Annotated in this window: 12 protein-coding genes; 5 read left to right on the plus strand and 7 right to left on the minus strand. The window is 42.8% G+C overall.

Going from position 1 to position 12040, the window contains the following annotated elements:
- Window positions 1-4 precede the first annotated feature (4 nt).
- The 4 genes from DFR44_RS02070 to dnaA form a co-directional block, all read right to left on the minus strand.
- Window positions 5-475 (minus strand): hypothetical protein, encoded by a 471-nt coding sequence (locus DFR44_RS02070; RefSeq protein WP_133619062.1) that lies wholly within the window; start codon window positions 473-475, stop codon window positions 5-7.
- 658 nt (window positions 476-1133) lie between these two features.
- Window positions 1134-3578 (minus strand): DNA topoisomerase (ATP-hydrolyzing) subunit B, encoded by a 2445-nt coding sequence (gene gyrB, locus DFR44_RS02075; protein ID WP_133619063.1) that lies wholly within the window; start codon window positions 3576-3578, stop codon window positions 1134-1136.
- Between the two features lie 127 nt (window positions 3579-3705).
- Complete coding sequence (dnaN, locus tag DFR44_RS02080) at window positions 3706-4821, minus strand: DNA polymerase III subunit beta (RefSeq protein ID WP_133619064.1); 1116 nt, start codon at window positions 4819-4821, stop codon at window positions 3706-3708.
- Between the two features lie 238 nt (window positions 4822-5059).
- On the minus strand, window positions 5060-6478 hold the full coding sequence (gene dnaA / locus DFR44_RS02085) for a chromosomal replication initiator protein DnaA (RefSeq protein WP_133619065.1): 1419 nt from the start codon (window positions 6476-6478) through the stop codon (window positions 5060-5062).
- A gap of 18 nt (window positions 6479-6496) precedes the next feature.
- On the opposite strand from dnaA, the gene DFR44_RS02090 reads away from it, so the two are divergent.
- The 5 genes from DFR44_RS02090 (at window position 6497) to yidC (ending at window position 9534) form a co-directional block, all read left to right on the plus strand.
- A complete protein-coding gene (locus DFR44_RS02090) occupies window positions 6497-6709 on the plus strand; it encodes a hypothetical protein (RefSeq protein ID WP_133619066.1) in 213 nt (70 codons plus the stop codon).
- Window positions 6710-6863: 154 nt separating this feature from the next.
- Window positions 6864-6998: a 50S ribosomal protein L34 gene (rpmH, locus tag DFR44_RS02095; RefSeq protein ID WP_133619067.1), complete on the plus strand. Its 135-nt coding sequence runs from the start codon at window positions 6864-6866 to the stop codon at window positions 6996-6998.
- Window positions 6999-7044: 46 nt separating this feature from the next.
- Window positions 7045-7500, plus strand: coding sequence for a ribonuclease P protein component (locus DFR44_RS02100; protein WP_133619068.1), 456 nt, complete (start codon window positions 7045-7047; stop codon window positions 7498-7500).
- A complete protein-coding gene (yidD, locus tag DFR44_RS02105) occupies window positions 7497-7748 on the plus strand; it encodes a membrane protein insertion efficiency factor YidD (RefSeq protein ID WP_133619069.1) in 252 nt (83 codons plus the stop codon). Before DFR44_RS02100 ends, yidD begins: the two co-directional genes overlap by 4 nt.
- A gap of 112 nt (window positions 7749-7860) precedes the next feature.
- A complete protein-coding gene (yidC, locus tag DFR44_RS02110; protein WP_133619070.1) occupies window positions 7861-9534 on the plus strand; it encodes a membrane protein insertase YidC in 1674 nt (557 codons plus the stop codon).
- A 75-nt stretch (window positions 9535-9609) separates the two neighbouring features.
- On the opposite strand, the gene DFR44_RS02115 is transcribed toward yidC, so the two are convergent.
- The 3 genes from DFR44_RS02115 to DFR44_RS02125 form a co-directional block, all read right to left on the minus strand.
- On the minus strand, window positions 9610-10209 hold the full coding sequence (locus tag DFR44_RS02115) for a 3'-5' exonuclease family protein (protein ID WP_133619071.1): 600 nt from the start codon (window positions 10207-10209) through the stop codon (window positions 9610-9612).
- 160 nt (window positions 10210-10369) lie between these two features.
- A complete protein-coding gene (locus DFR44_RS02120; protein ID WP_133619072.1) occupies window positions 10370-11260 on the minus strand; it encodes a ParB/RepB/Spo0J family partition protein in 891 nt (296 codons plus the stop codon).
- An 8-nt stretch (window positions 11261-11268) separates the two neighbouring features.
- Complete coding sequence (locus tag DFR44_RS02125) at window positions 11269-12033, minus strand: ParA family protein (RefSeq protein ID WP_133619073.1); 765 nt, start codon at window positions 12031-12033, stop codon at window positions 11269-11271.
- Between the last annotated feature and the right edge of the window lie 7 nt (window positions 12034-12040).

Raw genomic sequence — 12040 nt, forward strand, 5'->3', positions numbered from 1 at the left:
GATTTTACACCTTGTTCTTTTTTATTTTTGAACAAAAAAAATCGACTTTTTGATTTAAAACATGGTTTTTAAAAACGGCTTTCCCTGTATGGCGATTCAAATAAAACTCGACACCATCACCACCTGCAAGTACCCCTGATGCAGAAAAAAGAATACCTGCTTCATTCTTCCAAAAATAAGTTAGAGTATCACCATCACTTGCATCTTGCCAACTCTTTACAAAGGAAAATAGGATACCTGAATTAGCATGCAAAGCATAGTAACCATTCGCCGAACAACTGTTCCCATCAACAGCCCATAAATCGCCGCTGATACAGCTTATAGTTTTTCCTTTAAGCTTACCAGTATCAAGATAAAGCATCATCTCATCAAGAGTTTTAGATTGGCAAACAATGGTTTCTTTTGCAAAACAGGCACTGCTAATTGTTAAACCTAACAACAAAAGACTTTTCTTTAAATTAGTTGATTTTTTCACTTACCCGCCTTTAAATCTCGATGCCGAAGGGCATTTTTACATTGGTTATTTGCAGCAGCAAAACGCATATCACTTGAGTTAATTTCAAAATTAGGAACTTGCATTCCTATCCGTGAAAACCCCATTTCTACATTGAGACTGCTCACCTCTCTGTCATTTAAGAGCCACGCTTCTTGTATCTATTGACCAATCATCGCCTGCAAAATACCCGTATGGTTTGAATTTGCCCGTCCCACTCAAATGTCTCGCAGTTTAACTTGCGCCACCACACACAAATGATTAACCGCTCAAGCTATACCTTCAGTTGACAAAATCGAAACTCTAGCTAATTGGCTGGGTGTTTCGAGTGTGTGGTTAAAAACTGGTCACGAACCTACAAAAAATATAGAACGCGAGTATACAGAATTACAAAAAATGATGATTAAAAAGTTTGCTTTGCTGCCTATACGACAACAACAATACATTTTTGAGTTGGTGAATGACTTACAGAAGAGATAGCCCTAAAAATTTCAGTTCTATATCTCACGCATTACCCCCATACTTATAATTCTCCCCAGCCCCAAACTCCTTTTTCCCAATAGCGAGATGTAATTCAATATGACGAGCAAAAAAAAATGCCCGTTAGGGCATTTTTTATTTGAGACAAATCCGATACATATTAGGTATCTACGTTGTTTGCATACACCGCATTGGTCTCAATGAATGCGCGACGAGGTTCAACGTCATCGCCCATCAGTGTCGAGAAAATTTGGTCGGCGGCAATCGCATCTTCAATTTTCACTTGTAACAAGCGGCGTACTGAAGCATCCATTGTCGTTTCCCATAATTGGTCTGGGTTCATTTCGCCTAAGCCTTTATAACGTTGCTTGCTGATGTTACGCTCTGCGTCTTCAAGCAACCATTTCATTGCTTGATGAAAATCTTTTACGCGGGCTTGACGCATTTTTTCGCCTTCACCTCGGCTAACAGTGACCCAATGTTCAGATTGAGCAACGCCCATGTGTTGTCCAAACAGTTTCGCGCTTTGTTTCAGATTCAAACAATCGGCACTTTGGGTAAATTCTTGCGTGACGTACGAAAGTTTAACATTACCAAAATGGCGACGATGTATCATCAAACGTGGCATGCCATGCGCATCTTCTTGCACCCATACATCCAATTTAATCGCGGGCTGGTGTGAGAAATAGTCACGCAATGCAGTTGCGCTTTGTTCCGCACTTTCTTTGCTGCTTAAATCGAGCATTAAGCCGTCGCCAATGGCGCGCAATAGTAAGGGTTCATACGAGTTGGATAAACGGCGCACAATGGTTTCGGCCAGTTGGTATTGGCGCGCCAACTCAACCAAGGTGTCTCCTTCGATGACTTGTTCGGTGTGCGTCGTTAAACGGGCTTTTTCCAATGCAATATTGAGCACGTATTGGTTCATTTCTGCATCGTCTTTGATATAGCGTTCGTCTTTGCCTTGTTTGATTTTATACAACGGTGGCTGTGCGATATAAATATGTCCCCGCTCAACCAAGTCGGGCATTTGGCGGTAAAAGAACGTCAACAACAGGGTGCGAATGTGCGCACCATCAACGTCCGCATCGGTCATGATAATGATGCGGTGATAACGCAGTTTTTCAACGTTGTAATCGTCTTTTCCAATGCCTGTACCAAGTGCTGTGATTAAGGTCACTACCTCTTGGCTGGACAACATCTTGTCGAAACGGGCTTTTTCAACATTTAAAATCTTACCTTTGAGCGGTAAAATCGCTTGGTACTTGCGGTCTCGCCCTTGTTTAGCTGAGCCACCTGCGGAATCACCCTCGACAAGAAAAATTTCACACATGCTGGGGTCTTTTTCTTGGCAATCGGCTAATTTTCCTGGTAAACCAACGCCGTCTAATACGCCTTTACGCCGTGTCATTTCGCGCGCACGACGCGCTGCATCACGGGCGCGGGCAGCTTCAACGATTTTGTTGCAAATGATTTTTGCTTCGTTGGGGTTCTCTTGTAAGAAGTCGCTTAATGCTTTTGCCACAATGTCTTCTACGGGTAAACGGACTTCGGATGAAACCAATTTATCTTTTGTTTGTGATGAGAATTTGGGCTCAGGCACTTTAATTGACAATATGCAGGTCAGCCCTTCGCGCATGTCATCGCCTGATGTTTCGATTTTGGCTTTTTTAGCAAAATCATTTTCATCAATGTATTTGTTAATGACGCGCGTCATTGCTGCCCGTAAGCCTGTTAAATGTGTACCGCCGTCACGTTGTGGAATGTTGTTGGTAAAACATTGCACCGATTCGTTATAGCTGTCATTCCACTGCATGGCGACGTCAACAGAAACATTGTCTTTTTCGCCCACCGCATGAAATATTTTTGAATGCAGTGTGCTTTTAGAACGATTGATGTATTCGACAAAACCAGCCATACCACCACTGAACGCGAATTCTTCTTCTTTGTTGTTGCGTAAATCGATTAAACGCATTTTCACGCCGTTGTTCAAGAAAGACAATTCACGGATGCGTTTAGATAAAATTTCGTAGTGAAATGTCACATCGCCGAAAATCTCAGTGCTTGCTAAAAAATGCACTTCAGTGCCTTTTTTGTTGGTGTTGCCTATAATTTCTAAAGGTTTAACACGCTCACCTGCACGAAACTCCATGGCATGGGTTTTACCTTCGCGGTGAATGGTCAATTTAAGCCAGTCTGATAAAGCATTAACGACTGAAACACCCACACCATGCAAGCCACCAGAGACTTTATAACTGTTTTGGTCAAATTTGCCGCCTGCGTGCAATTCTGTCATGACGATTTCTGCTGCACTTCGACCAAACTCATCTTCTTTGTGAATATCGGTTGGAATGCCTCGACCGTTATCACTGATAGAGACGGAGTTATCAGGGTGAATTGTGATGACAATATCGTCGCAGTGTCCCGCTAAGGCCTCATCAATGGCGTTATCCAGTACTTCAAAAACCATGTGGTGTAAGCCCGTTCCATCGCCTGTATCACCAATATACATCCCAGGGCGTTTGCGCACGGCCTCTAGGCCTTTAAGCATTTTAATTGAATCGGCACCGTATTCAGCGGGTTGGTTTACTGCTTGATTAGTCATTTTCTTCCTTAAGAAAATACGGAAAATATAAAACTATTTATTCGTATCAAATTCAACAGCGTTTAAAAATCTAAATAAATCAAATGGTTGAACCATTATTAGCTTAAAAATCGCCTTTAATTTTTTATTAAATACGCATTGGCATCACAACATATTTAAATGTGTCATCTTCGGTTACGGTGATTAAAACACTTTGATTTGCGCTGTTACCCAAGTTCAAAATAATGTTTTCAGTTTTTTGGTTACTGAGTACATCAAGTAAATAATGAACATTAAAACCAATGTCTAAAGGTTCACCTGAGTATTCAACGTCCAGTTCTTCCAATGCATTTTCTTGGTCGGTGTTTGTTGAGCTGACTTTAATCGTATTTGCTTCAACTAAACAACGAACGCCTTTGAATTTTTCATTGCTCAAAATGGCAACACGTTGCAAGGCCTGTTGTAGAACTTGTCGATTGATTTGTACAGCTTTGGTGTAATCTTTTGGAATCACTTTTTGATAGTCAGGGAACTTACCTTCAACTAACTTTGACGTTAATTCAATGTCATTAAAAGTAAAACGAATTTGATTGTTCGACAATTCAATTACAACGTCTTCATCATTGTCTTTTAATAAGCGTTGCAACTCTAAAACTGTTTTACGAGGCAAGATGAATTCTTTCTTTTCACCTAAATCTTGGTCTGTTGACGTCTGTGCATACGCTAAACGATGTCCGTCCGTTGCAACAACGACCAATTCATTGCCTTGAACCATCATTAACATGCCATTGAGATAGTAACGAATGTCTTGCACAGCCATTGCAAAATGAGCTTTGTTGAGTAATTCAGTCAGGCTTTTTTGTTTTATGGTGATTTTATGAGTAAATTCACCTGTCTTTGCCATTTCTGGAAAATCATTGGCTGGCAATGTTTGTAAGTTGAATTTACTTTTGCCTGAGCTGATGGCCACTTTGTTGTCTTTTAAATTTAAGGCTACATCTTTACCTTCTGGCAATGATTTTAAAATATCCAGTAATTTTTTAGCATTAACCGTGGTGTTGACATCATTTGCTTCACCATCTTCGACAGACAATTGGGTTTTAATTTGAATTTCAATGTCCGTACTGGTTAATGTCAAGGTGTTTGCACTCTTTTTGAATAACACATTGGCCAATACAGGCAGTGTATGACGGCGTTCGACAATGCCACATACCACCTGGAGTGGGTTTAATAATGTGTCTTTACTGCATTTCACCAATTCCATAATAAAAATCCTTTTATTAAACTATATTTATTTACTCACACTTTTTCTGTGGATAAAGCTAAAAAAACAATCAATACAACATTTTACAGTAGTTTTTATCTTGTGGATGCCTTGTTGATAAAACCTTGAAAAAGACAGAATTTAATTGGCTTTTAAAAGTTATCCTTTTTTATTAAAACTTATTCACAGCTTACCCACAACTTATTCAAAATTTTAAAAAATACCCTATTAAATAGAGTCATCCTTTTAGAATTTGTTCTAATAAATGTATTTCGTGATTTAATTTACTGTCAACGCGTCTGTCCTCAGTGATTTTTCGTACTGCGTGCAGAACAGTGGTATGGTCTCGCCCACCAAACGCTGCGCCAATTTCAGGTAAACTTTTTTGGGTCAACTCTTTCACAAGAAACATGGCAATTTGTCGAGGAAAGGCAATATTTTTTGGTCTTTTCTTAGAATGCATGTCAACGAGGCTGATTTTATAAAAGTCAGCAACTGCTTTTTGAATGGATTCGATGGAAATCTGGTCTTGGTTGTTGTTGAGCAAATCTTTAAGTGCGCTTTTTGTGCTTTCAACCGTTATATCTTGTTTGTGAAAACGAGAGTATGCAATCACTTTTCTTAGTGCACCCTCAAGTTCTCGTACATTTGCACGCAGAAGTTTGGCTATGAAAAAAGCCACATCTTCTGACAAAGCAATGCCTTCATGAGCTGCTTTTTTTAACAAAATGCCTACCCGCATTTCTAATTCAGGTGGTTCAATTTCAATGCTGATGCCCGACTCAAATCGTGAGCGCAGTCGTTCTTGAATGCCTTCAAGTGCTTTTGGGTAACGATCGCTGGTAATAATAATTTGCTTGTTGTCACGAATTAAAGATTCGAATAATTCAAAAAACGCAAACTGTGTGCCTTCTTTTTTACCATCGCCAAAAAATTGGATGTCATCAATTAATAACATGTCTAAACTTTGATAGTACTGTTTAAACTCGTCAAATTTATTATTTTGATAAGCCTTTACGATTTCACTCACGTAAGTGTTGGCAAATAAATAGCGAACTTTTTTACTTGGGTTTTGCTCAAGAACCGCATTTCCAATGGCATGCATTAAGTGAGTTTTACCCACACCTACACCACCGTAAATAAAAAATGGATTGTATTTTCGACCCGGTTGCTCAACCACTTCATAGGCAATCATTTTGGCCAATTGATTCGCTTTACCCGTGACCAAACTATCAAAAGTTAGCTCTGCTTCAAGGTTAGAATCTTTGAATAACTTTTCGTTTGCTTCATCTGTTTTTTCGGTAGAGGCTTTTTTGTCTTGAATTTCAGATGAGTGAGTATTAACTTCTTTTTTATTGGGTACAGCTGTTTCTGTTGCGACGGTTGTCTTTGTAACGGCTCTTTTGGCAGATACAGTAAACGTGATTTGAACGGGATGCCCCCAGTATTCTTGAGCCAAAGCTTGCAATCGTTCACCAAATTGACGTGCGCATGCATCGGCTTTGATGCGGCTGGGCGCGCTGATGGTTAATACCGCGTTGTCATTGTTATTGTCGTTGTAATCAACAGGAGCCAAGGGCGTAATCCACGCTTTAAACTGTTGAGGCGTCAGCTCTTTTTTTAGTTGATTTAAACAGGCTTGCCAAAATACCAGCATATATACACTCGAAAATAGATGATTAACCCATTTGAGTCTGAACTCAAAAAAGCAAATTCGTTTTATTGGGGGGATAAAACTGCGCCATCAGCCAACATCGGTTTTACTTTTAAAAGTCAAATGATGGATAGTTCTGATTTAGAGTTTTTAAGATGTGGCTATTTTACACTTTTTAAGCATCAACAGGCAAAGTTATCCACAGTTTTATATGTAAAAGCGTTAAATTTATGAGAATACATCAGTAAACTATTGCAATTATTAGAGAAATCGGGTTTAATGCTTGATTCGTGAAAGCGCAAAGTGCATCCAAGATTGATGTGCAACACAGCGTTGCTTTCGGAAGAATTTTTTGCAACTGTGCAATTTTTGTTTGGGTAGAGATAATATGAAACGTACTTTTCAACCTTCAGTGGTTCGTCGTAAACGCACTCACGGTTTCCGTGCTCGTATGAAAACTCGTGGTGGTCGTGCTGTTTTGAGCGCTCGTCGCGCTAAAGGCCGTACACGTTTGGCAGTTTAATTTAGTCGTATGGCTGGTTTAGCCGATAGATGTTTTGGTTGATGCCATGGTGCGACCTAATTTAGGCTTGCCTCGTACACGTAAAATACTCAAAGCGGATGCGTATGCATCCGCTTTGCGCATGAAAACGTGTGCTCAAACAGAATGTTTTGCTTTGCATTTTTGTGCGCACTCCCCCCAAACTTCAGGTACAAAAACAACTTCTGTAACCGAGCCTTGGTCAAAAATTGGCATCGTGGTACCCAAAAAGTTAGCAAAGCATGCAATACGTCGGAACACGGTTAAGCGGTTAACGCGTGAGTATTTTCGTTTGCATGCTGCCGATTTGTCTGATGGTTTATGGGTGGTGCGATTAAAGAGCAAGGTGAATCATTTGCCCTTGTCGTCAGCTTTAAAACGTGAATGGGCTGCTCAGTTGTTTGACTTATTTGCTCAAGGCATGGTTTTTGCAACGCAGCTTAAAACCCGAAAAGGTTCGCGTGACGAAGGCACTTCGCTATGAAAAGCATATTTATTGCTTTGGTGCGTGCGTACCAGTTGTTGATTAGCCCTTTGACAGCGAATCATTGCCGTTATTATCCAACGTGTTCGCGTTATGCCATTATTGCGATTGAACGACATGGTGCATGGCGCGGTGGTTGGTTGGCGGTGAAACGCATTGCAAGGTGTCGTCCCGGTTATCCAGGTGGTATCGATGAGGTACCGACGGTCGAAGCGTTAAATCAAAGCTGCGGTTGTCGCAGGAGTTGATATAATAACCAGCTTGTTGTGCGTGTTTGATGAGGTGTTTTAGTAAGTGTACTTACTTTAGCAAATGCGGGCGGGTCCTAATTGTTTGATTTAATTGTTTAGAGAAAAAATAATGAAGAATTTTTCACCACGTACCCTATTGTGGTTGGTCTTTGCAGGTTCTTTGCTGTTGTTATGGAATAACTGGCAGTTACAGCACATGCCAGCGCCAACGGCATCAACTGCTGCTGTTGAATCTAAAACCAGTGGTGCGGTTACGCCTGCTTCTGCATCGTCTACATCGAGCGATGCTAAACCAAGTAACAGCGCAGAAGGTTTTCAGCTCAAGGGTCAAGCTTTGCTGTTAGAAAATGATGTGTTGCGTCTGAAAATCAACACCGAAGGCGGTGTGGTGCAATTGGCTCAATTGAAGCAGTTTAAAAACAACCACGACGATTCTTTAAATACAGTGTTGTTTAATAGCGCGTCCAGCGACCCTGAGGTTAAAAATCCAAATCAAGTGTATTTCGCTCGCAGTGGTTTAGCCAATGCAGAGTTGGGTTTAAATCACAAAACCATTTTTACTGCGAGCGCGCCTGAAAGCGTAATGAAAGACGGTCAAGATGCGGTGAGCATCACTTTGACTGCGCAGAACAATGGCGTGACTTTGCGTAAAATTTACACGTTAAAACGTGGCAGTTACCTTGTTGATGTCAAACACGAAATTGATAATGCCAGTGCCAACGCGTTTGTACCCCGCTTGTACTTGGATCTTGCGCGTGACACATCGGATATAGGTGACTCGCGTTTTTATGTGACCTACACGGGTCCTGTGGTGTATAACGAAGAAAATAAATTTAAAAAAGTTCCGTTTGCAGACATTGCAAAAGGCAAAGTTGATTACACCACCAAGGCTGACAATGGTTGGGTCGGTATGGTGCAGCACTACTTCGTTTCGGCATGGGTGATGCCTGAAAAAGTTGAGCGCACTTTTTACACGGATACGATTCAGAGCCGCCCTTTCGCCGCGTATAACGTTGGTGAAATCACGAGTTTGCCTGAAGTTGCGCCTGCAGGTCAAACCAGTTTTGACGCTCAACTGTATGTGGGACCGCAAGACCAAAAAACTTTGGCGGCCATTGCACCAGGTTTAGAATTGACCGTTGATTATGGTTGGTTGACGATTATTGCCAAGCCTGTGCATTGGTTTATGGGTTTTTTGCATGCATTCATCGGCAACTGGGGTTGGACAATTATTGCTTTGACAATTTTAATGAAATTGGCATTCTTCCCCTTAACGGCGGCGAGTTATAAATCCATGGCGAAAATGAAAGCCCTTGCGCCTAAATTAAAGGTTTTACAAGAGCAGTACGGTGAAGACCGCATGAAGCTGAATCAAGCTACTATGGAGTTGTACAAAGCAGAAAAAGTAAACCCAGCAGGTGGTTGTTTGCCAATGTTGGTGCAAATGCCAATCTTCATCGCTTTGTTTTATGTGTTGCAAGCCGCAGTTGAAATGCGCGGCGCGCCGTGGATGGGTTGGATTAAGGATTTATCCGTGCCTGACCCGCTTTGGATTTTGCCCGTGTTGTACATGATTACCATGTTCATTCAAACCAAATTGAACCCAACACCAGCCGATCCGATGCAAGCACGTATGATGCTGATGATGCCTTTGATTTTTGGTGTGACCTTTTTCTTCTTTCCATCGGGTCTTGTTTTGTACTGGGTTGTCAGCAATATTTTCTCTATTGCGCAACAGTGGTACATCACCAAGCACATTATGGATCCAGCACCTAAGCCTTAATCTAAAGTATACGGTGCAGTCTTAGACTAAAAAAAACGGCGATGTTATATCGCCGTTTTTTTTTATGTATTTGAATTAATTTGAGTCAATCTGTTGTTCGTCGTGCTGTGCGCGCCAGACCTTGAGCATCTGGCTGAACAAATGACCTTGTTCGAGCGCATCATCCAAAGCGATATGGGTATGAGGCAAATCTTCGGGCAGCCATTCTTTTGGCAAACGCGGCTTGATGGCTTGTTTAAAAGGCAATCCCGTTATGGCCATGGCAAAGGTTTTCATGTCCAAAGCAGACCATGAAAACGGCGATTCGCCCGTGAATTTGATTAAATACCAAAATATAAATGTAAAATCAAATCCAGCAGGATAGCCAACAAACACGGGGCTGTTGCTGTTGCCGCAGGTCTGTCGAATCCATTTCACAAAATCTTTCATGGCCGTTTCTGGAGGAACTGGATTGAGGCGACACGCTGACCACGCCTCTGGTTCTCCAGCCCAAAATTTCATGGTAAACGGATGACCGCTCGCGCCTTCGAGCATTTCTAAATTTGTGCTGAATGTGCCAAGCAGCTCACCCGCAGCAGAATACGCTGCGCTGGCAAACGACAGCATGGAGTGAGGCCCTGGGATGGGGCCGTCGGTTTCAATGTCGGTGACAAAATAAATTTCTGATTTGGCCATAAAAAAGGTGTTTGTAATCACGCTTCTATTGGAAGCTGATTGGGTGGGGTGAATGGTGAATTAGGGATGATAGCGTGTTTATGGCTGAATGGAATGAGTTGAATGATGAGGTTTGAAGGATATTGATAAACATGCCGACGGACGGCATGTTTTTTTGACTTTATTGAGGCGTGCCCAGTTTTGCCATAATCCCATCCAATACGTCCAAATTGGCAAATTCAATGACCATCTTGCCTTGATTTTTTTTGCCCATTTTGAGTGAGACTGCTGCGCCTAAACAATCTGACAATTGCTGTTCGAGGCGAATGATGTCGCCAGAGACGACGCGCATTTTTTCTTTCTTGTCGCCCTCGCCTTTTAAAATTGCTTGCACGCGTTTTTCAGTGTCGCGTACGGATAGGCGACGGGCGTTAATTTCTTGTGCGAGCATCACTTGTTGGGCGGATTCAAGACTAAGCAAGGCGCGTGCGTGCCCCATGTCAATATCGCCTGCAAGTAGCATGGTTTGCACGGCGGGGGCGAGGTTCAATAGACGCAATAAATTTGACACCGCACTGCGTGAACGGCCAATGGCGCTGGCGCAGGTGTCGTGTGTGTAATTGAATTCGGCGATGAGGCGTTGCAAGCCTTGTGCTTCTTCGAGTGGGTTAAGGTCTTCGCGTTGGATGTTTTCAATAAGGGCAAGCGAGAGCGCTTGCTTGTCATCCACATCAACGATAAGCACAGGTACTTCGGTTAGCCCAGCGATGCCTGCGGCTCGATAGCGGCGTTCACCTGCGATGATTTCGTAGAGGTCGTTGCCGATGGCGCGGACGGTGATGGGTTGCATCAAGCCATTGGAGGCGATGCTGCTGGCCAACTCGGTCAGTGCGGTTTCATCCATGTGGTTACGCGGTTGGTATTTACCCGCTTGCATTTTGTCGCGCGCGAGCATTTGCAAGTTGCCTGCAGGGTTTTCTGCGGCGTCATGTGCTTGTTGATTCATGCTGTTGGATGCGCCGAGTAACGATTCAAGTCCGCGTCCAAGCCCTTTTTTTTGTTTAGTCACCATGTCTTGTCCTAATAGTTGCGTGTCAGTAGTTCTTCGGCAAATTCAATATAGGCATTTGCACCGCGTGATGAGGGGTCGTATATGACGCCTGGCAAGCCGTAGCTGGGTGCTTCGGCTAGGCGTACATTGCGTGGAATGACACTGTTGAATACTTTGTCGCCAAAATGTGCTTTGAGTTGATCAGAGACCTGTTGTTGCAGTGTGATGCGCATGTCAAACATGACGCGCAATAGGCAAATCACTTCTAAATCAGGATTGAGGTTGGCGTGCAAACTGCGAATGGTGTTGACCAAGTCGCTCAAGCCTTCCAAGGCGAAATATTCGCATTGCATGGGAATAATCACACCTTGCGCGCTGCACAAGCCGTTTAGTGTCAACATCGACAGCGAGGGTGGGCAATCAATCAACACATAATCGTAGTGTGTTTGCACTTGCGCAAGCGCTTCTTTTAAACGGTATTCGCGTCGTTCTAAATCAACCAGTTCAATCTCAGCCCCAGCCAAGTCACGGTTTGCGGCGAGCAGTGAGTATCCGACTTCGGGCGGTTTCACAATGGCACTCTGGATGCTTTTTAGTCCGAGCAACACGTGGTATACCGTTGAGGGCAAACTGTGTTTGTCGACCCCGCTGCCCATGGTGGCGTTGCCTTGTGGGTCAAGGTCAACCAAGAGCACCCGTTGTCCAAGTTTGGCGAGTGCGGCGGCTAGGTTAACAGTGGTGGTGGTTTTACCGACCCCGCCTTTTTGATTGGCAATGCAGAATATTTTTGTCATGTATTGG

It is taken from the genome of Hydromonas duriensis (assembly GCF_004363775.1).
Classification (GTDB): Bacteria; Pseudomonadota; Gammaproteobacteria; order Burkholderiales; family Burkholderiaceae; genus Hydromonas; species Hydromonas duriensis.

What these genes read in the sequence shown, in the direction of transcription:
- DFR44_RS02120 (WP_133619072.1), bottom strand. Translation starts at nt 11,260, where the DNA reads ATGGTGACTAAACAAAAAAAAGGGCTTGGACGCGGACTTGAATCGTTA.
- gyrB (WP_133619063.1), bottom strand. Translation starts at nt 3,578, where the DNA reads ATGACTAATCAAGCAGTAAACCAACCCGCTGAATACGGTGCCGATTCA.
- DFR44_RS02100 (WP_133619068.1), top strand. Translation starts at nt 7,045, where the DNA reads ATGGTGCGACCTAATTTAGGCTTGCCTCGTACACGTAAAATACTCAAA.
- yidC (WP_133619070.1), top strand. Translation starts at nt 7,861, where the DNA reads ATGAAGAATTTTTCACCACGTACCCTATTGTGGTTGGTCTTTGCAGGT.
- dnaA (WP_133619065.1), bottom strand. Translation starts at nt 6,478, where the DNA reads ATGCTGGTATTTTGGCAAGCCTGTTTAAATCAACTAAAAAAAGAGCTG.
- DFR44_RS02115 (WP_133619071.1), bottom strand. Translation starts at nt 10,209, where the DNA reads ATGGCCAAATCAGAAATTTATTTTGTCACCGACATTGAAACCGACGGC.
- DFR44_RS02090 (WP_133619066.1), top strand. Translation starts at nt 6,497, where the DNA reads ATGATTAACCCATTTGAGTCTGAACTCAAAAAAGCAAATTCGTTTTAT.
- DFR44_RS02125 (WP_133619073.1), bottom strand. Translation starts at nt 12,033, where the DNA reads ATGACAAAAATATTCTGCATTGCCAATCAAAAAGGCGGGGTCGGTAAA.
- dnaN (WP_133619064.1), bottom strand. Translation starts at nt 4,821, where the DNA reads ATGGAATTGGTGAAATGCAGTAAAGACACATTATTAAACCCACTCCAG.
- yidD (WP_133619069.1), top strand. Translation starts at nt 7,497, where the DNA reads ATGAAAAGCATATTTATTGCTTTGGTGCGTGCGTACCAGTTGTTGATT.
- rpmH (WP_133619067.1), top strand. Translation starts at nt 6,864, where the DNA reads ATGAAACGTACTTTTCAACCTTCAGTGGTTCGTCGTAAACGCACTCAC.